The organism is Paenibacillus sp. FSL W8-0919 (assembly GCF_038003785.1).
GTDB lineage: Bacteria > Bacillota > Bacilli > Paenibacillales > Paenibacillaceae > Paenibacillus_AQ > Paenibacillus_AQ lactis.
This window is the reverse complement of record NZ_JBBOPV010000001.1, coordinates 6,463,856-6,488,809: the sequence shown is the minus strand read 5'-3', so window position 1 is coordinate 6,488,809 and position 24,954 is coordinate 6,463,856. Positions and strand designations below refer to the sequence as shown.

Genomic DNA, 24,954 nt, shown 5'->3' with positions numbered 1-24,954 from the left:
AAAGGTTAGAAGAGTACAACACGACGTTCAAAGGGCGGACGTAAACTCCTTCACCCATACCCACTCCCTCGCCCTTTTGTAACCTGAATGAGCCGCCTGCAGTCATTAAGCCCATGCGCGCTTCACTTCTGCGCGAGAGCATACAAAAAAATGAAAGCTTGTATGAAGTACAAATGCGTTACTACCGATGTGCAGACTTGAAGGTTGCCCACTTAAGGAGCGTTGCAGCAAAGCGCAAGCGAATCGCGAGATTAAAGTGAGAAATGACTTATCTTGGCTAAAAGGCAAAAGCACGTGAAGAACTTCAGAGCGAGGAAGGTCGTGAACTTTCCGTCCGGCGCATGATCGAGGTGGAAAAGTGTAATTCGGTGAAATGAAGAACAACCGGGGATTCCGGCGTTTCTTGCTTCAAAATTTGCGGAAGTAAGCCAAGAGGTCGGATCAGACTTACCAAGAATACTAGAAGTTAATGGCCGCCCTGCTGGATGAAGCAAAAGCGAATAACACAATAAATCTGGAACATGATTTGCGAAGACCGACCGATCACATTCATGACTCGCCAAATACTTCAGAAACTAATCGCTGGGTGAAGATATTGCCTTGAATTCTACATGCCTTGCGATGCTTAGCTCTTGTGTGTAATGCGGACGTCTATAAGTCGGATCACCGGTTCAAACCCTGCATCAAGTAGGCATGAGCGGCGTGTATCATGCAGGGGAGCGGAAGTTTCCATTGTTCCGACCGATTGTTCCAATGATTTTGTTGTGATAAACGTATGAGACATATCATGTTCTCCTCTGCGTGGAGTGGTTGGTCAGAGAGTCAAGGGTGTCTCTTTTTACATTTCATAGAACTGAATTTGGGCAAGTAAAGTTAATCAAGCTAAGGGGTGGGGGTTTCATGAAACAGGCAAGTAGGTTATAGTGACAAGTGGAAAAATAGAGTGGAGGAGTTAAGCATGGTCAAACAACGCAAAATTTTACTAACCGCAACTATTGTCTATACCATTATTGTACTTTATTTTATGTTCTTCGCTTTCGGCAGAGGAGAGGCTTCGGAGCAAATTTCCAGCTACACCTTTATTTTCATGCCGGAGAACTTTATTAGTTTGCCGTCTCCAGCTGATCTCCTGCATCCCAACCTAATGAGTATGGTGGCTTTCGGGAACACTATTGCGTTTATTCCTTTCGGTATATTGATTCCATGGCTATACCGGGTCAGCTTTGTCCGGTTCATCATCTTATTCTTCATCGCGATTCTTGTGCTGGAAACGATCCAGGCCCTTACATTCCTGGGCAGCTTCGATATCAACGACGCTCTTCAGAATTCGATTGGAGCAGCCCTCGGTTTTGGGGCGTACAAGCTTGGTTTCCGTTACCGGAGCCTCGGGCGCAATCTGGTGGCAACGGCTATATCGGGTATGGTTCTTTTTATAGCTTTATGGGGATTAGGGGCGGCGGTAGACAAAATAACAACTAAAGTAGAGGGTCCGTTTGTGGCGATCACTGAATGGACGGACAACTCGGGCAATTCATCCACCGGAGGAGACAAACCGGACAGTATTCAAATCAACGGACAGAAGATACCGCTCCGCTATAACCTATATGGCGCTGAAGGCGGAGATTCCAGAACGTTCACGTACAAGTCTGAGGGACAGACGATTTTCTCCTTCGATTACGGATGCCCCGAACCAACGGATTATTCCGGTAGTATCAGTGTTACTTGGGATGACAGGGAGATCATGAGCAATTCTGGAGAACTTCAGCGTACTCATCCTGATCTGTTCCCTTCGCTATTCAAGATTCCGCTTGAGCCGGGGGATGAGCTGAAGATCACGATTAAGGGCGACATGAAAGCATGGGATGTCGGGTATACGCGGATGCAGTATCTCTGGAACTAAGTGCTTAAAGGGATTTCGCCGCCATTTTATCATGAATAACACCTAGCGCTTGGGTTTTCAAGCGCTTTTTTTACTTTTGAGATCGGGATTTTCAGAAACCTGGTTATAACCTAGGCTGGTTGGTTGTCCAATTGGGTATTTTAAAGGAGCTGAAGGTCTGGAGAACGATCGGCTCCTCCGCTTACCGAGTATATCGCTATGAAGGGAAGCTCAATCTCTTGGAAAATGCCGCCCTGCTCCTATGTTGGAAAGAGGGAGATGGCTTTGAATCTAAGCTGATGAAGGCCTTTCTGAGCATGGATATTTCACTGAGCAATGAAGAGATTCTATGCTATTACAGCAAACGTTGGGACATTGAAACGTATTTTCGAACTGCGAAAGTACAACCGGCCATGGATCGTTACCAGGTTCGATCTACTCAGGCGATTGATCGTTACTTGACCCTGCTCATGTTTTCTACGTTATATTACCAGTATGACAGCCAAGGAAGTTTAAACGATGGGTTACATCACTACCGTATCCAGAAAAAGCACGACATGATTGAATATATTTACAACCAAGCCAAAAGTGAGGCAACATTAGACCAAATTAAAACATGGCTAAGCGTTGCATAGGGATACTGTCAGCTCTTAAAACTTACAAATTATTGAAGCGATTATTGGCAGGTACAGTTAAAGAAACTACAAGAGCGAAATCCCGTGTAAAAAAGAAAACGCTCTTTTTGTGTTAATGGCGATAAAAAATGGCTATTCAGACCTCGCTGCGGCATCTATTGATTTGAAAATCTCCGTTGTTATCTTATGGATCATCTTTACATCTTCGCTCTTCTTCCCTAATAGAAATTGATAGTGGACCTCAAGGACAGTTCTGGTCCCAAATTCCTGAGAATCTGGATCGATTTCTCGAAAATCTAAAAGATTTCCTGGCTTTATGTTAAGAGCGTCCATGATTTTTTCCAATGAATCAATGGCTAAATTTCTTTTTCCAAGTTCAACTTCGGTTAAATATGAGGTTTGTTGCCCTGTTATTTGGCTTAATTGAAGTAAGGTCAGATTTTTTTTATTACGTATGCTACGAATTTTTTCACAGATCAGTTTTTTTTAAATCAGACATCGATTTACAACCTCCCTGCTTATCCTAAGGGTAAGTGTTTCAATCGAAAAAATACATAACATTATAAGTTAAATATATTGACTCAATTGGGACTGCGTATTAGTGAGTTGATCACTATTTATAGCGCCTCAATCAAGCAAGTAGGCGGCGATACGATGCTAATTTATTCAACTGGAAAGTTGAGTCCCGAACCAGTAGAGGTTTCAAAGCCAGCGAATCAACTAGTAGTATACGCATTGGATAAAATCAAAGAATATGCAGTGCCGTTACAAAAGGAATCAGGGCTTCCATATTTGTTCCTGTCAAGAAATAGAAGCAAAAAAGGCTACCCGGTTGGATTGGCTTCGCATTCAAATTGGAATAAGAATCATTTGCGACCATAGATTAAACAGCATAATATCCGAGATAAGAACAACGAATTAATTGATTTTACTAGCCATACATTCCGTCATGTATTTGCAAGCTACGCATTAAAGGGTGGGGCATCGATAGAGGTGGCGTTACAGCATATTTGCCATCCTCCCACCTAAACCTTGTGGAACCTTTGTAACCGTCAAGTCCTTTTGATTTTCAAAAAATTAATAGTAAACATTACGAAGTAGTTGACATATAAAAGTAGGCGCTGTTACAATATGCATGAGTTAATCGTAATGATTACGATTAATATTATTTTGAGTGAAGTGTTGTATGAATCAAAAGACAGGAGGTTCAAAGTGATGCATGCATACAAGCGGCAAAATTTACTTCGCCAATGGAGCGGAGGACTGCTAGCAGGAGTTATGTTCGTATCCGGTTGTGCAGCGCCGTCCAATCCTGCGAGCGACAATAATCGTGATGCATTGGAGTTATCGCCGTCAGCGGAGTCTAGACCTGTATCTGTTCATGATGCGGAGGAAAGGGAGTCGTTTCTCACGTTCGAAGACGACACTGGAAGGGAGATTCGGCTGCCTGAGCAACCACAGCGCATCATCGTCCTATCGCCGCAGCTATTGGATTTGCTTTATTCGGTTGACGGTCACGCCATTGCCCACGCCACATCACCGGGTGGAACGGTGCCGGATGAGGCGGAGCGAATCGAAGAAGTCGGGGGAATGACGACCGTCAATACGGAGAAGCTACTTGCTTTAAAGCCTGATCTCGTGATCGGCTCTGTGGTGTTTCACCGTGAGTTAACGGCGATTTTGGATGCGAGTAACGTGCCGTTCGCCCTGTTCAATCTGAGTACATATGCAGATTTGCAACAAAAAGCGGTGTTGTTCGGTCAGCTCTCTGGGACGGAAAACAAAGCTAGGGAAGCACTTGCCGATTTGGATCAGGAAATTCGTGAATGGACTGCCCGGGTACCGGCCAGTGATGCACCAACTTTCATCATGCTGAACGTGACCCCTAACAGCCTTTCTGTGCAGCGGCAAGATACCGTCGGAATCGAGGTCGCAACTATGCTGCATATGAACAATTTGGCGGAAACATGGGAAGCAGCAAGCGACAGTCCGTCGACTGCACCATTTAGTCTGGAAAAAATCGTCGAGCTAAATCCGGATTATGTTTTTATTCTGATCCACGGGGCGCGAGAAGATGGGGAGAAGAAAATTCAATCCGATCTGGCCAGCCAACCTGCATGGACATCGCTGCGTGCGGTGAAGGAAAACCGTATGGTCATCTTGCCGTCTGATCGGTTTCTCTCAAACCCGGGATTTCGATTAAGTGAATCGGTCGAATATTTGGCTAAACTTGTTTATCCGAATACATATGAGAATGGTCATTAATGCTTTCCGTGTTCCGATGTCCAAAGGCGTTCTAGTCATTGTCGCTTTGACGGCTGCGGTAATCCTCGCTACTGGATTCAGCATCGGTACCGGAGCAGTCCGCATTTCTTTGTCAGAGATTTGGTTATATGTCTTTCACGGTTATGACGGTCCAATGAAGGAAATTGTGTGGAACATTCGGCTGCCTCGCACGTTAGTGGGCACGCTCGTTGGAGCTAATCTGGCACTGTCCGGTGCACTCTTGCAAGGCGTGATGCGGAACTCGCTGGCAGATCCGCACATCATCGGCGTGTCATCTGGAGCAGGATTATTCGGCATCATCGTTCTCATTTTATTTCCACATCTATGGTCGATGCTGACACCTATCGCTTTTCTTGGCGCTTCCGGAGCTGCCGCCATCATTTATTTGCTTGCCTGGAAGGACGGTGTACAGCCGGTGCGCCTAATACTTGCAGGCGTGGCCGTGTCCGCCTTTCTCGGCTCTGGCATCTCCGCATTGTTAATTTTCTTCAGCGATCGGGTGAACGGTGCCCTCGTGTTTATGGTTGGCGGCTTGTCCGCCAAAAGCTGGCCAGAGCTTGAAATCATTCTCCCTTATTCGCTCATTGGCATGAGCCTGGCGTTCATTGGCAGCTCGCATTTGAATATACTTGCCCTTGGCGATTCCAATGCACGCGGCCTCGGCTTGTCGGTGGAAGCAGCTCGCTTCTTCCTGACGGCGCTCGCTACCTTGCTTGCCGCAAGCGCGGTCAGCGTCGTCGGCCTGCTCGGCTTCGTCGGTCTGATCGTTCCGCATTCAGCCCGCTTGCTGATCGGCAGTGATTATCGGTTCTTACTTCCTGCATCCGTGCTGCTTGGAGCGGCCGTTGTGACATTTTGCGATACACTCGCCCGCTTGATGTTTGCTCCTTTGGAGCTGCCGGTCGGCATTATGATGGGAGCTTTGGGGGCGCCGTTCTTTCTATATTTGCTAAGGAGGGAAGCGAGATGACGTTGTTACGCTTGGAAGACGTGTCCGTGAGGCTTCACAACCGTACGGTGCTGGATTCGCTGAATTGGCAGGTGGAGGTCGGAAAAATTTACAGCATTATCGGTCCGAATGGCAGCGGCAAAAGCACCTTGCTCAAAACTTGCGCCGGTCAATTAAAGCCTGCGCAAGGAAAGGTGCTCTTGCAAGGCAGACTGCTCGACAGCTATCCCCGTCGGCAGTTGGCACGGCATATGGCAATGCTTCAGCAAAGTCAAGCATCTCTGCCGGACGTGTCCGTGCGTTCGCTGGTCAGTTACGGACGTTTTCCTCATCAGCCTGTATGGGGCGCAAAGCGCAAGGAAGACGAGAAGATTGTCGAATGGGCCATGGCTCAGACCGGAACGCTACCCTTCGCGGAGCGAAAGCTGTCTAACTTATCCGGCGGAGAACGGCAACGCGTATGGATTGCCATGACCTTGGCACAGCAATCGGGGCTAATCTTATTAGATGAACCGACGACCTATCTCGATGTCAATCACCAGTGGGAGGTTATGGAGCTAGTCCACGATCTGAATCGCAAATATAGCATTACGATCGTCATGGTCCTGCACGATCTCAACCATGCTGCAGCTTGCTCCGATGAATTGTTGGTGATGCGAGCTGGCGAAATGTATGCCAGCGGACCGCCGGAGCAAGTCATCACCGATCGCATGCTGCGCGATGTGTTCGGTGTGAGAGGGAGCGTAGGAAGGGATGATCGAAGCGGTCGCATGCATTGCCATATCGAAGGGCTGCTTGAAGCGGTGGATTTCTCAGCTCAACCCGCAATCGCGGCAGTCAAATAACGAATGTCTTGATTTCGTGTATATGTGCAGATTTTGCCTTGTTCAGTTCACTTAATAGAAAACATTTACAAAGGAGAGGATCAACATGGAGGGGAAAGCAGACGTATATCCATTCGCGGCAATCGTCGGACAGGACTTGATGCGCAAAGGGCTGCTGCTTAATCTTGTCAATCGGAAGCTCGGCGGCATCTTGATCCGCGGGGAGAAAGGCACAGCCAAATCGACGGCCGTACGCGCAATCGCGGACTTAATGCCGGAGCTGAGCGTCGTGAATTTGCCCGTATATGCTACGGAGGATCGCGTCGTCGGCACATTGGATATCGAGCATGCGATTCGAGAAGGAGAGAAAAAGTTCGAGCCGGGACTGTTAGCGAAGGCGCATGGACATATTTTGTACGTGGATGAAATCAATCTACTCGATGATGCGATCGTCGATGCGCTGCTCGACGCAGCAGCCATGGGGGTGAACACCGTTGAGCGAGAAGGCGTCTCCTACTCGCATCCGAGCCGCTTTATCTTGATCGGTACGATGAACCCGGAGGAAGGGGAGCTGCGGCCGCAGCTGCTGGATCGCTTCGCGCTTTCAGTAGAGGTGAATGGGGAACGAGATGTGGAGAGCCGAATGGAGGTCATTCGCCGGCGCCTAGCATTCGAAGCAGATCCAGACGAATTCCGAAGACGTTATGAGCCGCAACAACTAGAGCTTCGGGAACGGATAGAACGAGCGCGTCAGCTGCTCGAGCAGATCAAACCGTCCGAGGAGTTACTGAAATGGACCGCCGCAGTCGGCATTCGGCTGAAGGTAGACGGACATCGTGCGGATATCATGTTAATGAAAACCGCCATGGCGATGGCTGCATTCCAGGGAAGAACGCAGATCGTGGCAGACGATATGGTAGAAGCGGCGATGATGGTGATGCCGCATCGCATGCGCAAGCGGCCGTTCGAAGAGGGAGCATATGACCACGAGACGATACGCGAGCTGCTCGGCGACCTTCTGTCCGAGGTCACCCATGCAAGTTAAGCCTCACTTGTATCCGTTCTGTGCTGTAGTCGGTCAAGAACGTGCGCAAAAGGCGCTGCTGCTTCATGCTGTAAATCCGGGATTAAAGGGGGTGCTGCTGGCAGGCCCACCAGGAACGGCGAAGTCCACGCTCATCCATGGTGTTACAGAGCTTCTGCCGGAACTTAACGTCATTAACATTCCTTTGAACGTGGATGAGGAACGGCTTTGGGGCGACTGGGATATGGCAGCTGCTGTCCGCAGCGGCAAACGAACGTTTGTACCCGGCTTGCTTGCAGCTGCGGATGGGCACATCGTCACGGTAGACAATGCGCATATCATGCCCGAAAGGTTAATGAAAGCGGTCCTGACTGCTGGCGACAATGTGGCGGGCGAGCCCGCGCATGGGCATGTCCGCAAGAGCTCTGAGCGAAGAAGTGGCCTTGACAGTGCAGCATTCTGCTTGTTCGCAGCTATGAGTCCGGACGATAGGAAGCCGCTGCCGGCGATGTTTGATCGCTGCGGGCTATATGTGCGACTGGAAACCTCGGCGGACCTTGCGGAGCGAACGGAAATCGCAAGCCGCTTGCTCGCCTTCGAACAAGATCCTGAGTCGTTTCGCCTAGCTTATGAATCGGAAACGAAGGAATTGAGAGCACGTATCGCAGCGGCTAGGACTCGGCTGCCTGCTGTACATATTGATGGAGAGCTGCTACGTTTGGCTGCCGAAATCGCTGAGGAAGCTGGCTGTCTGGGACACCGCGCGGACATCCTGCTGATCGAAGCGGTCCGTACGATCACAGCTTGGGAGGGTCTTAGCGAGACGACACAGGAACATCTGCAAGAAGCGGCGGGCTTTGTGCTGCCGCACCGGATGCGTGCAGCATCTCAACCGGAAGTGTCGCGAGGGAAGTCGCCTGGAGACTTGCCGGATCAAGAGCAAACGAAGCATGATTCGAATGGCGATCATCCATCACCAGGATCGCATCGCGATAAGGAAAGCCAAAGAGAAAGCCAAGCGGAAGGAGAGAATAATGCGACAAACGGCGAGCAAGTTGACCGGTCACAATTCGCTTCGCCTGCACAACTTGGGGGCGACCACAACGGCGAAGCCGATAGTAGACAATCTCTTTCCTCAGAGGCGCGGGCTGTAGTGGAAGCCGTTGGACGGGAAATCGCTGTGCAGCCATTCGTCTTTACCTCGCCGCATCCAATGAAACAAGCGCAAACTGGGAAACGAAATCAAGCGTCAGTAGGAACGGTAAACGGTCGATATGTGCGGGCTGCGATGCCACGCGGCCCTCTAAGAGACATTGCGTTTGATGCCACGCTTCGTATGGCGGCTCCCTTTCAGCGGATACGTAAGCAACAATCAAGTTCATATAACACGAACTTAAAGCTATGGATTGAGCCGAGTGATGTGCGTGTGAAGGTTAGGGAAAACAAGACAGGAACTGCTTTGCTATTCGTCGTCGATGCCAGCGGTTCGATGAATGCAAATAAGAGAATGAAGGCTGTCAAAGGTGCGGTATTGTCTTTACTTCGTGATGCGTACCGGCAGCGTGACCATGTGGGCTTGATTGCCTTTCGCGATCAACAAGCTGAATTGCTGCTCGGGTTGACACGCAGTGTAGAGCTCGCGGAACGCAAATTGAGGACGCTGCCAGCTGGCGGGAAAACTCCGCTAGGTATTGGACTGGAAAAGGGACTTATGGCGATCCGCCCTTTGTTAAATAGAAGAAGTGGACTCATCCCCGCGATGATCGTCATGACCGATGGAAAGGCGAACGTCAGCGCAGAAGCGGCAGGTGATCCATGGCAGGAAAGCCTGCAAGCTGCACAACGCATCGCAGCGGCTGGCATACGCACACTTGTGATCGATACGGAGGATGGTGTAGTACGATTCGGCTATGCCCGCAAGCTGGCGGAAGCGATGCAAGCGCGGTATTACCGGTTAGAACAATTGGAGGCTGGGAGTATCGAACGAGCTGTACGGACGTTGATCTAAAAATAATGATTTATGGATTACGGAAAGGAGGATGGCGCGTTGAAGCTATCCATACTCACAAACGGGGAAACGACGTTGTCGCATTTGTCTGAAGCATATCAATTGCTTGATCAAAATCAGAAAAATCAGCTGCATCTGACCATCATCGATTTAGGGAATCGGAAGATCGACGAGCTTGAGGACGTGGAAGCCACGCTTGTTGGAGCTGACCTTGTCATCTTCGATGCACATGGCGTCCGCCAGGACGTTGTCGAATGGTTGAGTAGCCTGCTAAGCAAAGGGACGGCTCATATCGTTCCGCTTGGCGGCAACTCCGCTGAGATCGCTTCGCTGCTCAGGCTAGGCAGTCTGACCTTTGCAAATTTGCCTAGACAAGAAGGGCATACACATGCGGCAACGTCCTTGCCGCTAGAAGGAATGGATGAGGGTAAGGCGGATTATGAACACTACGTTCGATTTACCGAATATTGGCGGGGCGGAGGTACTGACAATTTGCTCGGCCTGCTTTGTCTGGCAGGCCGTGAATACGGCGGCTGCCATCTGTTGCCGGAGCCTAAGGAGCCGGTATATGTTCGGGAGTTAACGATTATGGAGCCGAGCAGTCGCACGGTTTACTCGTCTGCAGCCAGCTACCGGCAAAGCAATCGCTACGACGAAGGTCGGCCGAATGTCGCGATTTTATATCTTGGGAATAGCAATCCGCTCGATACCGCAGAATGTATTGCGCAGCTTAAGGAACAATTGGAGGCTTTCGTGAACGTCATGCCGATCGCGTTTCCTTCAGTGATGAACATTCCGCTCGACCGTCTGCGCGAGTTGCTACTTGGCGACGGTCACCAAGTCGACCTTATCGTGAACCTGCTGCCTTTCCGACTTGGGATTGGTCCCGGCGGAGGAAATCAGGACGGGGCTGTGCAGATGCTGGAACAGCTCGATGTGCCGATGCTGCATCCGCTATTGTTGAACAGTAGAACGGAACAAGAATGGAGACAGTCTGCGAGTGGACTTGAGCCTTCGTTGCTACTCGTTCAGGTCATGCTTCCGGAGCTTGACGGGAGCGTGGAGATGTTTCCGATAGCGGCACTGCAGGAAGAAGGAGAAGACGCCGAGCTAAACGTTCCGCTAAAGCGACTTGCACTTATCCCTGAACGGACAAAACGCTTGACAGATCGCATCCGCCGCTGGCTTGCCCTGCGGAGCAAGCCCAATGCAGAGAAGAAGCTGGCGCTCATTGGCTACAATTATCCGCCAGGCGAAGGAACGGTGTTCGGCGGTTCCTTCTTGGATACATTCGAATCGATAGCACGTTTATTGAGCTGGCTGAAGCAGCAAGGATATCATACCGAGGAACTGTCAGCGGCGGAGCTGCGTGCCAGATTTATAGAGGGCGGTCTAGTCAATTCCGCAAAATGGTCTGATCCTCAAGCTTCGAGTCAGTTGATCCGTTATGCGGATCCCCATTTCACACAGAAGCTATCCGGTCGTTCATGGGGAGAAGAAGCGATAAGCCGCTGGGGTCAGCCGCCTGGTGACATCATGACGGACAACGGCTCCTTTCTCATACCCGGTCTAATGATCGGCCAAGTGTTTATCGGCCTGCAACCTTCACGCGGTATCCATGAGGATCCAGAGAAGTCACTGCACGATCGTTCGTTACTACCTACGCATCAATATACTGCGTTTTATCAATGGATTCGTGAACAGTTTCAAGCGGATGCCATCGTCCATATCGGGACACACGGCACCTTAGAGTTTCAGCGGGGGAAAGAGGCCGCTCTGTCTGGGGACTGTGTACCGGATGACTTACTCGGGGATTTGCCAAATTTGTACTACTATTACGTAGGGAATCCGTCCGAAGCGATGATCGCCAAGCGGCGCAGCCATGCCGTATTGATCGGCTATCAGGCGCCGGCTTTTACTGAAGCTGAGCTGTATGGCGAATGGCGTGAGCTTGAAGCCTTGCTGCACGAATATCGTGAAGCGAAGCAGCTCGCGCCGGAACGATGTGAGGCGATTCTACAAGAGCTGCAGGCGGTAGCGAAGTCGCTTGACTTCTCCGCGGAGACCGTAGAACACATGGAGGAGGAGCTCTATCGCATGCAGCGTTCGCTCATCCCTAGTGGACTGCATGTGCTTGGCGACAGCTATTCTCCTGAAGTCGCTTTGAACCATATGCAATTCGTGCTTCGCCACGAGCGGGGAAATATTCGCTCAATTCGCGGACTGCTCGCTGAACGTCAAGGCGTTCGGGCGGATGCGCTAACTTCGGGCAAGCATGTGAGCTTGCTGCGCCAGCTCGATGAGGAAGCGAATGCGTTAGTGACCGCTTATGTGTCAAACAAGGCAATCCCGGACATGTATAAGAGTGAACATCCAGATTGGCTTAAGCAGTTGGAAGCTTCGCTCGAGTACGGTTACGAAGCTTACCTAAGATCATTGCAAAATGAGGAAGCAGAAGGGCTGATGCGGGCGTTGGAAGGCCGGTACGTTCCAGCTAAGCTCGCTGGTGACGTGCTGCGAACACCTGAAATATTGCCGACCGGACGCAATCTGTACCAATTCGATCCCCGCTTAGTGCCCAGCCGTACAGCTGCTGAACGGGGGGCGATTGTCGCCGAAAACTCCATACAGCAATATCGCGAGCAGCACGGGGACTACCCGCACACGACGGCGGTCATCCTCTGGGGGATTGAGACGTCGCGCACACAAGGGGAAACCATCGGGCAAATCCTGCATTATATGGGGGTTCGCATTGGCGGGGGAGTCGGAACGTTCCGTACAGAATATGAAGTGATCCCGCTTGCGGAATTAGGCCGACCGCGCTTGAACGTCATGGTGCATATTACTGGGGTTTTTCGCGATTTGTTTCCGAATTTGCTGGAAGAATTACATGACCTATTCCGCAAGGTTTCGGAGCTGGATGAACCTGATGAGCTCAATTGGTTCAAGGCTCATACACGAAGCATGGAGGAGGAGCTGCTTGCTGCTGGATATGAGGCAAGTCAAGCGCATGACTTAGCTTGCGCCCGCATCTTCGGCCCGGCAGAAGGAGAGTATGGCACGACGGTGACGCGGATGATCGAGACGAAGCTATGGAACGAGGAGTCTGAGCTCGGAGCGGCATACACGGACAGCCAGCAGCATGTATACAGCGCACTAGCGCGAGGACAGGCGGAGCCGGAATTGTACCGGTCACATATGCTGGAGGTGGATATTGTGTCGCAAATTCGCAGCAGTCATGAATGGGAAGTAACGGATTCTGACCACTATTATGAGTATTTTGGCGGCTTGGCAAAGTCTGTGGAAGTGATGAAAGGTCGTAAAGCAGACATTCATATTACGGATACGACAGGGGAGCAAATCAAGACAGAATCTGCCGAACATGCGATTGCACGCGGAGTAAGGACTCGCTTAACGAACCCGAAATGGATCAACGATCTCTTGAAGCATCCTTATCATGGCGCAAAGGAAATGGCCAGCCGATTCGAGTATGTACTGGGACTTGCAGCCACGACTGGAAAAGTAGAACCTTGGGTATTCGATCGTCTGCATGACGTCTATATGGCTGATGAAGCACTTAGCCGGAAGCTGCAGGACAACAACCGTTGGGCTTACCATGCGATGATCGAAACATTGCTGGAAAGCGAGCAGCGAGGATACTGGACACCGGATGAACAAGTTCTGCATCAGCTGCGGCAGAAATACCTAGAGCTTGAAGGAGAGTTGGAAGGGGAATGAGAACAGCTTGAGGCATAAGCTGAAATCCATTTAAATTAAGAAATGAGGTGTTTACCTAGATGATCGAAATCTTACGCAACGAAGCTGCTTGGGAACAAGCTTGGAAGGACGACCAAACGACAGGTGTAAACTTGATGAAATCAGCAGGGATCGAGCCGAGATTCACTTTTGGCGCCATCGCGGCCCAAAACTACAATGAGCAATCGTTCAACGATGAAGGAAGAAGACGGTCAGCACGTATTATCGGCTGGTTGGAAAATCAAGGCGTAAATTTTAATGGCGCCTCTGTCCTCGACATCGGAGCGGCCTCTGGAATATTTTCTATTCCCTTTGCGCAAAGAGGAGCAGATGTGACCGCCGTTGAGCCGTCGCTTCCGTTCACAGAACTATTGGAGCACAACAATCAAAAATGGGCCGACGGTAAGGTAAAGATCGTGCGCGCAGCCTTTGAAGATATGGATACGAAGACATTAGGCTGGAACCAAGCTTTTGATTTTGTCTTTGTGTCAATGTGCCCGGCGATCACAGACTGGGAGATGGTGGAGAAAGTGATCAGCTGCGCTCGAAAATTTTGTTATATCAGCCTAGCGGCAGGTCCTAAAGAACACAGCCTCACCCTTGAAATATTACCGCTGTTAAACCATTCATACAACAAGCATCAAAACTCCGAGATGATGTATTTGCTACAGCTGCTTTATCTAAAAGGGTACGCCTTTCATTCACTCGTCACACGAGAAATGAAAGCCAGGGTTGTGTCTCGTGCGGAAGCCATTCAAGAGGTTTTACATTGGCTTAACTTTTACAATTATCCAGTAGATGAGAATACGCAGGCCATCATTGAAGATTATCTGGATCAAACTTATCCTGGAAAAACGATCCCAATCAAACAAGGAGGGCGCTTCGGCAAAGTGCTCATTCAGTTAGAAGAGCAAAGCATGTTTACTTATTCATGAGGATGAATCAACCAAAGCGCCTACATCAGATGAGTTCCCGCATAAGGGACGCGTTGTACGAAACAATGGCGGTTCCGGAAGTGCGGGAATTTTTGATCCAGATGGGCATGATATTCAGGCGGATGAAGAAAGAGGCGTGTACTTTGATTGTATTTGCCTTTGAAAAACAACACTTATCATATTAAATGGAATGGTCATTGCGCTTGTTGGCATGTTAAGTGGTTTAGTCGCTTCTTATGAATTGGGTACACCACCCGGCGCTTCCATCACATTAATTTTAATGTTGATTTTTTCAGTCATAACACTTGCAAAGTACATGTTAGATTACTTGAAATTGGATAGACTATTTAATAAAAGTCAAGTCTAGAATGAAATATGCAGAAAATGACAAATCGAGTTTACGCCGTAGATTTGCCATTTTGAAAATAAGCCCATGCATTATACTGAGTAATCACATCTCGTATGGAAAGTTAAACGAAGTGGGAGGGAGTTAATCATGAAGGAAGTTGATGTTGTTATTATTGGAGGAGGTCCTGCAGGTTTAAGTGCTGGACTTGTACTAGGACGTGCTAGAAAGAAGACATTGATTATTGATGAGGGCCAACCGCGTAATGCAGTGACTAGAGAGGCTCATGGCTTTTTAACACGTGATGGCATTAGCCCACATGACTTTCGAAAAATTGCGAAAGAACAGCTTCGCACTTATCCATCGGTTTCACATCTGGAAGATATCGTCAGGTTGATAGAAGGGGAAGATGGACAATTTTTGTTGGAAACTGTTTCGGGGGTGAAGATAGCCGCTAGTAAACTGCTGTTTGCTATCGGAATGAAGGATCGTGATCTTGGCATACCAGGGTTGGCAGAGGTCTATGGTAAGAGTGCGTTTGTATGCCCGTATTGTGATGGCTGGGAACTAAGGGATCAGCAATTAGTTGTCATAAACAGAGGAGCGACATTAATGCATTTTGTCCCATTGCTTTCTGGATGGTCGAAGCAGTTAGTAGTTTGTACAAATGGTCCCGATGAATTGAGTGAAGCAGAACGTGAAGAATTGCGCGCACATAATATCCCGGTATTTAATGCACCAATACATTTAATCCAATCAAATCAAGGCATGGTAAGCCATATCAAGCTTGAGGATGGGACGGAAATTTCGTGCACAGGGATTTTCTTCAAGCCGGAATTGGAACTTGGATCGGATTTGCCAGTTGCCCTTGGTTGCCGGATGTTGGATACTGGAATCATTGAAGTCGATGAGTTTGGAAAAACTAGTGTACCTGGTGTTTATGCAGCAGGGGATGCAACTACACACTTACACCAATCTATTGTTGCAGCTGCTTCAGGTGCTGTATCCGCAGCTGCAATAAACGGGGAATTAAATCAAGAAGAATGGCGGAAGAGCAACGTTTGATTGAATAACCATGAACACTTTACGAGCCTTCCTCACCCAAGTATCATGCTCATAGAATAAACTTCAAGGGTGAGGATCAAGACATAATAGGTTAGTCAACTTTATCCTTTATTTTAAGAGAACCCACACCAATAATTGCTCCCAATATCACTAAAATTATACTGGCTATTATTTCATATCCTTGCAATGCATCGATGTAATTGACGAGAAACCAACCTGGTCCCCCGCCTGCCAATCGATTTATGATACCTCCAACTCCCTGAAGCAATAGAAGTAAACTTGCACCGCTTGCAATCTCTTTCATAACGCTACATCTCCTTTTTACATAACGAATATCAAGATAGAACTCCCCTGATGCCAATATTGAATAAAATCGCCCCAATAACTGCCACTCCGACTAATACAGAAGACAACGGAGCTTTTACTAATTTTGATCGCAGTTGTTCAAGCTGATTCATTATCCAGTTTTTACATAGTATAAACACGATCAATAGTAAGATTGAAGGAAGTACCATAATCGCGTTATAGCCAAGTAAAATGCCAATGGACAAACCCGTATGAAACGCTAAACCATCCATTAGTAATATCGAGTAAAAATACGGTAAAGCTGTGGTAAACTCAATCGCAAAGACAATAATACCGAGTATGATCATCCCTCTTATAGACACTTGCGTAGGTAACCATTCCAAAAATCGGGATTCCATCCCTTTTTTAGGCTTATAAAAACTAATGAGTACAAAGGCGACTCCAAGTATCGTATAAAACCAACTTGAAATTTGATTGTTCGCCATGCTTTCTATAATACCAAGAATCGGCTCAACTCCGAGATAAACCAAGATACCCATTATAAAATAGCAAAATTGTGTCGAAAATAAAAAAACGATCAATCGCGATGCTGTTTTTTCTTTTTGTATGAGAAGGATATAAGCTGTAATCGCCAATACCCCGGGGCTTAAAATATCAATGACAGCACAGAGCACAATAATGAGGAGTGCTGTTGTGAAATCTATGTTGGCAGGAATTAATGATTCAATGATTTCAATCACCTAAACATCCTCCTTATTTATTTATTTCGCGCACTGTGATAAAATAATAATAACACAGTGTGTTAAATAAAACAAGAGGTGATTTGAAGTGCCGAAAATTGTTGATCATGATCACAAAAGAAAGCTCATCGCTGAAACGGCTTGGAAAATTATTGAAACCGAAGGTATTGAAAAAGCATCTATCCGCAGAATCGCATCTGAGGCTGGAATGTCTGCCGGAGCATTGAGACATTATTTCTCAAACCAGGATGAGTTACTATTATTTATCATGGATTATTTTCTTGCTCGCGGGAAAGAACGGTCGAAGAATAAATCATGGTCACAAGACCCTTTCATTGCGGTACAGGAAACGTTGTTAGAATTGGTTCCTGTAGATCGGGATAAACAAGCTGAAGCTGGCGTATGGCTGGTTTTCGTCATTCGTTCACTTACAAGTGCAGCTTTGAACACGAAAAAAGATGAACTCATCGAAGGAGAATACATTTTAATGAAGGCACTGCTTGAAATCTTGATAAAGGCAGGCTATGTAAAAAAAGACATAGATATTGAATTAGAAAAATTAAGGCTTTCTGCAGTCATTGAAGGTTTATCCATACATGCTCTATTAAGACCGGATATATTCACCATTGAAAAAACGGAACAAATTATTACTCACCACTTAAAAGAACTTTGCAACCAATAAATATTAAGTTAACATTTGATTCGAAATAAACCTTGTTGAAGAAATCGACAATGAAAAGAAGCAGGTCCCACTATAAAAGCCGAAGGAGTCAAAAAGTTTTTTGTCTTTTTCTAAAAGTCTTCCAACGAGTATCGAGTTAAGCGAACCAATAGCTGCTGACGCCGTTTAAAGGGTCGAGGGCAAGGTATATGCTTTGGCTTACATATACGCTTGTGGTATATTAGAGAGTTCTGCGATTCCATATCTTATCTGAAAGAAAGCGGTGTGGAATATTTGACACCGTATCGTGACCATTCGACAATGGCATCTGCCAGTGAGGAAAGGCTTCAGAAACGTTTCGAGCAAGAGGCCGAACGAATTCGTTCAATACTTGGCAACAAGGTTCTGCAATTAGAGCATGTTGGATATACTTCGGTGCCGGGCCAAGCCAATCATCGATATGTTGCTGGTAGTAGAGAATTCAGCTGACGAAACGGCCTACGTTTCCGACTTTGAGGAAGAAGGGTACACCCGTCAAAAACAAATGTAGCCTACTTTTTCAAATGGCCGATGACGTGACGGAGTCCCTCTAACAGCACTTCGTTTGTTGATTTGAATCCCTTCTCTGTGGAAGAATGGATCCGAGAGAAGAGGTTGACGGGTTGCTTCTGCGGGGCGTCAAACCGACTATTTCCGTGACCGAATAACCCTTTTCAATCTTGTAATCTTTATTCGAGCTGTCTCTGACCTGCCCCAACGCTTCGAATGCTCGACCATACGGTTTGATCACATCGGAGTCGTCCTCCAGAATTAACGCGTCCTCATCAAGTGCATTCACCATTTATTTCGCATAGCGGGTGGTGAGCGACGGAGACGGTCGTTGCAGATTCTGACTTAATCGATCAATTGTATTCTTTACCTGAATGAATTCATTCAAGGCGACTGCGATATTTCTAAGAATCACACTTTTGGACTTCAACAGACAGTAAATGGTTTGGGTAATAAATTTGGATTCGACTTGACCAGATTCGGATACCAGGTCTTTTGCAAAATGTATCGTTTCCCGTTTTGTTACATACACATCTGTGGTGGAATGGAACATGTTAAAAACCCCTAATAATTTACATTTTTGTTTAGATTAATTTTGGCGGTACTTAAATTATACCAATCAAAGGGAGGTTTTTTGCTGTTTTCAGGTAATATTTCCCACTTTTCATCTCTGTTTTGGGGGATTTTCTTAAGATACACACCTCCGTAATTACATGCCATCCATTTTTGCGGAAACTCAATTAATTAAATTGGTTTACAAGTAGATTTATGCATGATAAAATATATATTATTCAAAAATGAACAGAGGTTCACGAATGCAATATTTAAAAGAGGAAATTAAAAAACGAATCTTAATAGCTGCATTGGATGAATTTAAAGAGAAGGGTTATTTAAGTGCATCCGTTAGAAATATAGCCAGTAACGCAGATACTGCATTAGGTACAGTGTATAAATATTTTAGGAATAAGGAGGATTTGTTTAATTCTGTAGTAGAATCGGTTTATAGCGATTTGTTTGCTACGATCAATAAAATTATTGTTGCTGATGTTAACCCTAATGAAAAATTGATTGAAATTAAAAATAGGATTTTGGACATTTTTACAGGAAACAGTAAAGAAGTCTTAATTCTTTTCGGTAAGAGTAAGGGATCTAAATATGAGAACTTTAAAAACGAGGTCGTGGATGTTCTTCATAATATTATTCAAAAAGAAATATTCTCTCGTTTTGAAGATAAAAGCATTGTGAAAGAACCATTTATTTTCTATGTCCTATCAACAAACTTTGTAGAAGGATTATATACCATTTTAAAGACTCAAGAAGATGGGGAAAAAATTAGCATCCTCATTGACCAGTTGATGTTTTTCTCATTTCACGGTACTGAAAGCCGATTTAAAGAAATGTCTCACATTTAAATAATGTGGATATTTTTTTGAAACAAAAATGAACAATCGTTCATGGTGTTTATTTTATCAATTTGGTTGTTTTAGCACATATACAGACAGGAAATACAGGAGGAGATTACATTGGCAAAGTATCTTTATAAATTAGGAAATTGGTCAGCAACACATAAAAAAAGCGGTACTTTTTGGCACTGTAGGAATTTTGATGATATTAGCAGTATTAGTACTGAGTTTAAAACCATCTTTTCATGGAGAACTAACTATTCCCAATACACCTGCGGAAAAAGCAGCCAATTTGATTAAAGGAGAATTTGCAGGTACTTCCGAACAATCAACTGTAAACATCGTATTTAAAGCACCAGATAATAGAACGTTGGAATCAGAGGATGTCCAAAGCAAAATTACGGAAGTACTTAATGAAATAAGTAAAGATTCGAAAGTAGCAAGTGTTCAATCACCGATAGAGCTGAACAACTTAAATGAAGATAAAACAATTGGTTACGCACAAGTTACGTTTGCGTTAGAAGCTGACAAAGTGTCAGAAAAATCGAAAGAATACATTTTGGATAGTATTGAAATAACAAGAGATGCAGGTATTCAGACAGAAATAATGGGAGGAGATATTACCTTCTCTAGCATACAGTTTGAAGGAATTTATGAAGTAATTGGAGTAGTGGTTGCATTTATTGTATTAGCAATTACTTTTGGTTCATTTATTGCAGCAGGCTTACCAATTCTTATAGCGGTATTAGGTTTAGGAATTAGCTTATTAGGTATTATGATTGGTGCCTACTTTATTGATTTGAATTCTATTTCTATAATTCTAGCAGCTATGTTGGGTTTAGCGGTAGGTATTGACTACTCACTATATATATTATTACACGATTCAGACAAGAATTGGCAAAGGGACATGCCATCAACAATTCAATTTCAATAGCCATAGGAACATCTGGAAGTGCTGTAGTATTTGCAGGTTTGACTGTTATTATTGGACTATTGGGTTTATCTGTAGCTCAAATTCCATTCTTAACCCTTATGGGTGTTTCAGCCGCTATTAGTATACTGGCAGCCGTGCTTATTTCGATTATTACTTTACCAGCAATTTTAGGTATGATAGGCCACCAATTGTCGCCTGCAAAGGAAAGTAGATTTTGGCAAAAAATCAATGGTCAGAATAGAACAGACGAAGAAAAAGCTAATAGATGGGGGAGATTGGTTACTAAACATCCTATCATTATATCGCTAGTATCCATTGCATTCCTTGCAATTCTTACAATTCCTTTCTTCCATATGAATTTGGGGCTACCATCTGATGGAACAGCTAAATCAACGGAAATGACGGAAAGAAGAGCATATGATTTACTAACGGAAGGGTATGGAGAAGGCTTTAATGCACAATTAGTTGTTGCTGCAAAAGTTAGTAAAGTAACAGAGGAAACACCTCAAGTTATTGGAGAAATAGTGAAAGAAATTAGTGATTTAAAAGATATTAAATCTGTATCACCACTTATACCTGGACCTTCCGGAGAAATTTTTATGATTCAAATTACACCAGAAATCCGGACCGGATGATATAGAAACAAAGGATTTGGTAAATCTTATTAGAGACAAATCTAAAGAAACAGAAAAAGAACATGATATTGCATTAATGGTAACAGGTAGCACGGCTATGAACATTGACATATCACAGCAATTGAATGATGCTTTACCATTATTTGCATCCTTAATAATTGGTCTTGCTTATATACTCTTAGTAATGGTCTTTAGATCACTATTAGTACCGTTGAAAGCAGTAGTTGGATTCTTACTTTCATTAGGAGCAACATTAGGATTTATGGTATTTGTTGTTCAAGATGGGCATTTCATTAATTTCTTTGGATTTCCATCGGAATCTCCAATATTAGCCTTTTTACCTGTTATTACAATAGGGATATTGTTTGGACTAGCTATGGACTATGAAATATTCTTAGTTAGTAAAATGAGAGAGAGTTATATGCATACTGGAGATAGTCGTAAAGCTATTTTATATGGAATGAGAGACAGCGGTAGAGTAGTAACTGCTGCAGCTCTTATTATGATGGCAGTATTTCTCGGATTTATGATGAATCCTGATGCGATGATTAAATCAATTGGAATGGCACTAGCCTTTGGAGTATTCTTCGATGCGTTTATTGTCAGAATGACAATAGTACCTGCTGTAATGACTCTAATGGGAAAATCAGCTTGGTATATTCCGAAGTGGTTAGATAAAATTCTTCCTAATATAGATGTAGAAGGAGAGTCTATTACGCATAAAGAAAGAAATGAAGAATAAATCAAGAAAGTAGCATTCTGCAGCTTTCCAGAATGAAGACAAACTCCCGATGCGATGCATGTTGAATGTTGCTCACTGTTAATTAGTTACCCCTGAAAAAATCAGGGTTTTGATCAAAAATAAAAGGAATTCACTGCCTCAAAATGGAATTAGTTATTGTCCAGATAACCATCCAAAGGGGGGCCGAATTCCTATGCTTATGAATTCTTCATTGCCCCTCAAAATCCTTTTGAGGTGAGAAAAATGTTGAAACTTCGTGAAGAACAAATCACATTGTGGGATTCCATCATCTCTGAGAGCGTATGGTCGTTGCCTGAAGAACTGGCTAAAATAGATGCCTTGCTGGATGATGAACGTTTCATGCAGCCTTTTCTAGAGAAGCATCACACCCGAAGGGGCCGTCCGACCAAAGCGATTGAAACCTTCCTGCGTCTCATGTATCTGAAGCGCCGCTACAATTTCGGTTACGAATCCCTCGTGCAGGAAGTAGGCGACAGTCTGACGTGGCGGCGATTTTGCCGCATACCCATTGACGAAAAGATGCCTGATCCGACGACCTTGATCAAAGCGCGCCAGCGCTATGGCGAAGAATGGGTCGAACAACTCAATGAGCTTTTGCTTCAAAAACTGGATGAAGCGAAGGTGCTCAAACACCGGAAGCTGCGGACGGATACCACCGTAGTCGAATCGGATGTACATCATCCGACCGATGCGACCTTGCTGCAGGATGGCGTAAAGGTCATCACTCGCCTGGTAGGCAAGATCCGGAAAGTGGCGTCCGAAGCGACCCGGAACTTCGAGGATAAAAACAGTGAAGTGAAGCAACACATCCTTTCGATCGCCAAGTTGCTGCGCCGGCGCACGCAACAGTCATGGGACGAGCTCAATGCCATAACGGAGCAAGTCGTTGCGATGACGGAAGACGTATGTCAGAAATCAACAGCTGTTATGAATCTTACAAAGGATAAAGGTAAGGCGTCCGTCAAGGCGATGAAAGAGAAGTTAGGTGAAGCTATTACCTTGACCCAAAAGCTCGTCGATCAGGCCAAGCAAGTGGTATCCGGAAACCGCATTATTCCAGATCGGATCGTCAGCTTCTTTGATCCTGAAGCACGCCCGATCAAAAAAGGGAAGCTATCCAAGAGCGCGGAATTCGGATACAAAGCGCGAATCGATGAAACCGAAAATGGGTTTGTAACCGGCTATGAGTTATACAAAGGTAACCCCTCGGACGACGAAATGCTCGTTCCCGCCGTGGTACAACATAAAGAACGATTTGGCTCGGTGCCCCGTGCTGTGGCAACCGACCGCGGCTTCGGCAGCAAGAAAAATGAATCGACCCTTGCAGAACTGGGTGTAACACGAATCAGCACCCCATTCTGAGGGAAGAAGAGCAAGAAACGTGCGGGACTTGAGAAACAGTTATGGTATAAAGATTTGCAACGCTTCCGCGCTGCAGGTGAAGCCAAAATCATTTTACTGAAACGCAGGTACGGTTTAAACCGCAGCCGGTACAGGGGCTTTGTTGGCTCAAAAACCTGGATCGGCTTGGGAATTTGGGTTCATAACCTCAGAAAAGCCGCTCAGATGATCAAATAAGGCAAAGAAATGGAATACAAAGGAAATATGTCCACCTGAAAATTTCAAGGAGAGTAGAGCGAACTCTAAATTCGAATTTTTCAGGGGTAACTAATTAGAAACGAAAAGTAATCCTGAATTTCGAACGTACAGCTCCGTGGAAACGTGAAAAGGGATCCAAATCTTTGGTAGAATGGTGTTTGACTGAAACACATCACCCAAAGAGAGGAGCACCTTTTAGGTGAAGTCTACCACACCCGTCAGCAAGATCAAGACTGAATTTTCCTTGGAGAATGCCACCAGCTTCGGAGGCATCAAAATCTTTCTGGAATACCTTGAGAAAATAAAGCTCTCCGAAGCGTTACGTGACATCTCTTGCGGCAAAGGACGAAATTCTCTCTTTCCGATTTACCGCATTCTGCTTTATCTCATCGTGGGTTGGATGCTCGGCTGCGAGCGGCTCTTTCATTTTCGCAAACTATAGCGCGACTAGCTTCTGAAGCGATTTCTTGGCGGGCGATGCCCACACCATACCTTGCTGTACAAAGAACTGATTCGATTGAGAACATCTTGTCCTAACTTGCGGTTCGAACTGCGAACGCTCAATCAGACCGTCATTCGGCCCTGCCTGCCGTCTAAACTTGTCCTTGATCTGGATTCGACGGCGGAAACCGTATACGGCGATCAAGTCGGCGCAGAGAAAGGAAAGAACCCGCACAAGCCCGGCCGCAAAAGCTACCACCCGCTACTGACATTTGAGGGGTAGTCTCGCCTGTGCCTGAATGACTTCCTCCGATCTGGGAACACGCATGCCTCTACGGATGCTGCTTCATTCTTAGACAACACGTTCGAGCTCCTTGGCGGACGTTCGGTGAAATATGCCCGATTCGACAAGGGCTTCGGCGGCGAGGAGTTCTATAGCCTGTGGGAAGGCAAGAACATCGGCTACGTCGGCAAGCTGAAAAGGACGCAGCGCCTTGCGGCGCAGGTGCAGCCTGCCGGTACTGGAAACGATTTGTCGATGAAGACTGGATTATCGAAGGGATAACGCTCATTTACAAAGCGACATCCTGGAAAAAGCCCCGCCGCGTGGCGATCATTGTAGTAAAACCTATTGGTTTTATTGATAGAATACAATCCATACTTGAAAATAGGAGTATCGGGATCTGGAACTACAATGTAGATCCTTTTCGAAGTATCTCAAGTTATTTCCGTTTTAAAACGACTCCATTTGCCTTCATAAATATTTTGGGTAATATTGTTACGTTCTGTCCATTAGGATTCTTAATCCCTACTATTTTTACAAAGTACAGGAAACTTTCTAAGACTTTGTTGATTTGTTTAATCAGTATAATTGGGATCGAGAGTTTCCAATTTGTCACAATGTTAGGTTATTTTGATGTTGATGATATCATTTTGAATATGACAGGTTGTTTAATTGGATATTTTGTTTATAGTGGGTTTAGAATATTAGCCAGGAAAATAGCTAAACCTGAATTTCGAAAGTAACAACTCTATGAATACGTGAAAAGGGCTCAAAATCTTAGATAATGGTGCTGGATGCTGAACACATCACATAGAGTGCGATTACTTGACTTTCATAGAAAAAGGGGTTAAATAACTCAACTGGATATAAGGACCTGCAATCAGGTATTAAACTTTTATAGCCGTCAGCTAGTCTGACCGCTAATCCGCGTAG

The 24,954-nt window shown here is 45.8% G+C and carries 20 protein-coding genes and 3 pseudogenes; 20 read left to right on the top strand and 3 right to left on the bottom strand.

Annotated elements, in window-relative coordinates; all coding sequences use genetic code 11:
* Positions 1–958 precede the first annotated feature (958 nt).
* Entirely contained in the window at positions 959–1,900 is a 942-nt protein-coding gene (locus NST44_RS29400) for a VanZ family protein (RefSeq protein ID WP_007130970.1), read from the top strand.
* Between the two features lie 131 nt (positions 1,901–2,031).
* On the top strand, positions 2,032–2,514 hold the full coding sequence (locus NST44_RS29395; RefSeq protein WP_100085245.1) for a hypothetical protein: 483 nt from the start codon (positions 2,032–2,034) through the stop codon (positions 2,512–2,514).
* 132 nt (positions 2,515–2,646) lie between these two features.
* On the opposite strand, the gene NST44_RS31125 is transcribed toward NST44_RS29395, so the two are convergent.
* Positions 2,647–2,970: a helix-turn-helix domain-containing protein gene (locus NST44_RS31125; RefSeq protein WP_279615620.1), complete on the bottom strand. Its 324-nt coding sequence runs from the start codon at positions 2,968–2,970 to the stop codon at positions 2,647–2,649.
* Positions 2,971–3,663: 693 nt separating this feature from the next.
* On the opposite strand from NST44_RS31125, the gene NST44_RS29390 reads away from it, so the two are divergent.
* The 9 genes from NST44_RS29390 (at position 3,664) to NST44_RS29350 (ending at position 15,707) form a co-directional block, all read left to right on the top strand.
* Positions 3,664–4,779: an ABC transporter substrate-binding protein gene (locus NST44_RS29390; RefSeq protein WP_244152733.1), complete on the top strand. Its 1,116-nt coding sequence runs from the start codon at positions 3,664–3,666 to the stop codon at positions 4,777–4,779.
* Complete coding sequence (locus NST44_RS29385) at positions 4,769–5,770, top strand: FecCD family ABC transporter permease (protein ID WP_100085244.1); 1,002 nt, start codon at positions 4,769–4,771, stop codon at positions 5,768–5,770. The genes NST44_RS29390 and NST44_RS29385 overlap by 11 nt, the downstream gene beginning before the upstream one ends.
* Positions 5,767–6,594, top strand: coding sequence for an ABC transporter ATP-binding protein (locus tag NST44_RS29380; protein WP_007130966.1), 828 nt, complete (start codon positions 5,767–5,769; stop codon positions 6,592–6,594). Before NST44_RS29385 ends, NST44_RS29380 begins: the two co-directional genes overlap by 4 nt.
* Positions 6,595–6,679: 85 nt before the next feature.
* Positions 6,680–7,618 (top strand): ATP-binding protein, encoded by a 939-nt coding sequence (locus NST44_RS29375; RefSeq protein WP_007130965.1) that lies wholly within the window; start codon positions 6,680–6,682, stop codon positions 7,616–7,618.
* Positions 7,554–9,605, top strand: a complete 2,052-nt coding sequence (locus NST44_RS29370; protein ID WP_083832636.1) for a VWA domain-containing protein — start codon at positions 7,554–7,556, stop codon at positions 9,603–9,605. The genes NST44_RS29375 and NST44_RS29370 overlap by 65 nt, the downstream gene beginning before the upstream one ends.
* Before the next feature lie 39 nt (positions 9,606–9,644).
* Entirely contained in the window at positions 9,645–13,343 is a 3,699-nt protein-coding gene (gene bchH, locus NST44_RS29365; protein ID WP_007130963.1) for a magnesium chelatase subunit H, read from the top strand.
* Between the two features lie 59 nt (positions 13,344–13,402).
* Positions 13,403–14,296, top strand: a complete 894-nt coding sequence (locus NST44_RS29360) for a class I SAM-dependent methyltransferase (RefSeq protein ID WP_007130962.1) — start codon at positions 13,403–13,405, stop codon at positions 14,294–14,296.
* A gap of 175 nt (positions 14,297–14,471) precedes the next feature.
* Positions 14,472–14,663 carry a metal ABC transporter permease gene (locus tag NST44_RS29355; protein ID WP_306437000.1) on the top strand — a complete coding sequence of 64 codons (192 nt, stop codon included), beginning with the start codon at positions 14,472–14,474 and terminating at the stop codon, positions 14,661–14,663.
* Positions 14,664–14,792: 129 nt separating this feature from the next.
* Positions 14,793–15,707, top strand: a complete 915-nt coding sequence (locus tag NST44_RS29350; RefSeq protein WP_007130960.1) for an NAD(P)/FAD-dependent oxidoreductase — start codon at positions 14,793–14,795, stop codon at positions 15,705–15,707.
* A 91-nt stretch (positions 15,708–15,798) separates the two neighbouring features.
* On the opposite strand, the gene NST44_RS29345 is transcribed toward NST44_RS29350, so the two are convergent.
* Positions 15,799–16,011 carry a hypothetical protein gene (locus NST44_RS29345; protein WP_007130959.1) on the bottom strand — a complete coding sequence of 71 codons (213 nt, stop codon included), beginning with the start codon at positions 16,009–16,011 and terminating at the stop codon, positions 15,799–15,801.
* A 31-nt stretch (positions 16,012–16,042) separates the two neighbouring features.
* Positions 16,043–16,753 carry a GAP family protein gene (locus tag NST44_RS29340; RefSeq protein ID WP_007130958.1) on the bottom strand — a complete coding sequence of 237 codons (711 nt, stop codon included), beginning with the start codon at positions 16,751–16,753 and terminating at the stop codon, positions 16,043–16,045.
* An 88-nt stretch (positions 16,754–16,841) separates the two neighbouring features.
* Here NST44_RS29340 and NST44_RS29335 point away from each other — a divergent pair, with 88 nt between their 5' ends.
* The 9 genes and pseudogenes from NST44_RS29335 (at position 16,842) to NST44_RS31115 (ending at position 24,764) form a co-directional block, all read left to right on the top strand.
* The gene (locus NST44_RS29335; protein ID WP_007130957.1) at positions 16,842–17,435 is read left to right on the top strand and encodes a TetR/AcrR family transcriptional regulator; all 594 of its coding nucleotides are present in this window, start codon (positions 16,842–16,844) and stop codon (positions 17,433–17,435) included.
* Positions 17,436–17,832: 397 nt separating this feature from the next.
* Positions 17,833–17,964, top strand: coding sequence for a GrpB family protein (locus tag NST44_RS31120; protein ID WP_373872046.1), 132 nt, complete (start codon positions 17,833–17,835; stop codon positions 17,962–17,964).
* An 814-nt stretch (positions 17,965–18,778) separates the two neighbouring features.
* Positions 18,779–19,375: a TetR/AcrR family transcriptional regulator gene (locus NST44_RS29325; RefSeq protein ID WP_007130955.1), complete on the top strand. Its 597-nt coding sequence runs from the start codon at positions 18,779–18,781 to the stop codon at positions 19,373–19,375.
* Between the two features lie 193 nt (positions 19,376–19,568).
* Positions 19,569–20,300 (top strand): MMPL family transporter, encoded by a 732-nt coding sequence (locus tag NST44_RS29320; protein ID WP_340901318.1) that lies wholly within the window; start codon positions 19,569–19,571, stop codon positions 20,298–20,300.
* Entirely contained in the window at positions 20,261–20,935 is a 675-nt protein-coding gene (locus tag NST44_RS29315; RefSeq protein ID WP_340901317.1) for an MMPL family transporter, read from the top strand. Before NST44_RS29320 ends, NST44_RS29315 begins: the two co-directional genes overlap by 40 nt.
* Positions 20,936–20,984: 49 nt before the next feature.
* A pseudogene (locus NST44_RS29310) lies at positions 20,985–21,677 on the top strand (MMPL family transporter); the annotation flags it as partial.
* Between the two features lie 243 nt (positions 21,678–21,920).
* Positions 21,921–23,276 (top strand): annotated as a pseudogene (locus tag NST44_RS29305) (ISNCY family transposase).
* A gap of 220 nt (positions 23,277–23,496) precedes the next feature.
* Positions 23,497–24,356: pseudogene (locus NST44_RS29300) on the top strand (transposase); the annotation flags it as partial.
* The gene (locus NST44_RS31115; RefSeq protein WP_356710800.1) at positions 24,345–24,764 is read left to right on the top strand and encodes a VanZ family protein; all 420 of its coding nucleotides are present in this window, start codon (positions 24,345–24,347) and stop codon (positions 24,762–24,764) included. The pseudogene NST44_RS29300 and the gene NST44_RS31115, both read left to right, overlap by 12 nt.
* Positions 24,765–24,954 lie beyond the last annotated feature (190 nt).

Bases quoted from the DNA above. Each gene is read 5' to 3' on its own strand.
- NST44_RS29325 (WP_007130955.1), top strand. From the start codon at position 18,779: ATGCAATATTTAAAAGAGGAAATTAAAAAACGAATCTTAATAGCTGCA.
- NST44_RS29400 (WP_007130970.1), top strand. From the start codon at position 959: ATGGTCAAACAACGCAAAATTTTACTAACCGCAACTATTGTCTATACC.
- NST44_RS29360 (WP_007130962.1), top strand. From the start codon at position 13,403: ATGATCGAAATCTTACGCAACGAAGCTGCTTGGGAACAAGCTTGGAAG.
- NST44_RS29380 (WP_007130966.1), top strand. From the start codon at position 5,767: ATGACGTTGTTACGCTTGGAAGACGTGTCCGTGAGGCTTCACAACCGT.
- NST44_RS29370 (WP_083832636.1), top strand. From the start codon at position 7,554: ATGACCACGAGACGATACGCGAGCTGCTCGGCGACCTTCTGTCCGAGG.
- NST44_RS29385 (WP_100085244.1), top strand. From the start codon at position 4,769: ATGGTCATTAATGCTTTCCGTGTTCCGATGTCCAAAGGCGTTCTAGTC.
- NST44_RS31120 (WP_373872046.1), top strand. From the start codon at position 17,833: ATGTTGGATATACTTCGGTGCCGGGCCAAGCCAATCATCGATATGTTG.
- NST44_RS29375 (WP_007130965.1), top strand. From the start codon at position 6,680: ATGGAGGGGAAAGCAGACGTATATCCATTCGCGGCAATCGTCGGACAG.
- NST44_RS29350 (WP_007130960.1), top strand. From the start codon at position 14,793: ATGAAGGAAGTTGATGTTGTTATTATTGGAGGAGGTCCTGCAGGTTTA.
- NST44_RS29320 (WP_340901318.1), top strand. From the start codon at position 19,569: ATGATATTAGCAGTATTAGTACTGAGTTTAAAACCATCTTTTCATGGA.
- NST44_RS29390 (WP_244152733.1), top strand. From the start codon at position 3,664: ATGATTACGATTAATATTATTTTGAGTGAAGTGTTGTATGAATCAAAA.
- NST44_RS29345 (WP_007130959.1), bottom strand. From the start codon at position 16,011: ATGAAAGAGATTGCAAGCGGTGCAAGTTTACTTCTATTGCTTCAGGGA.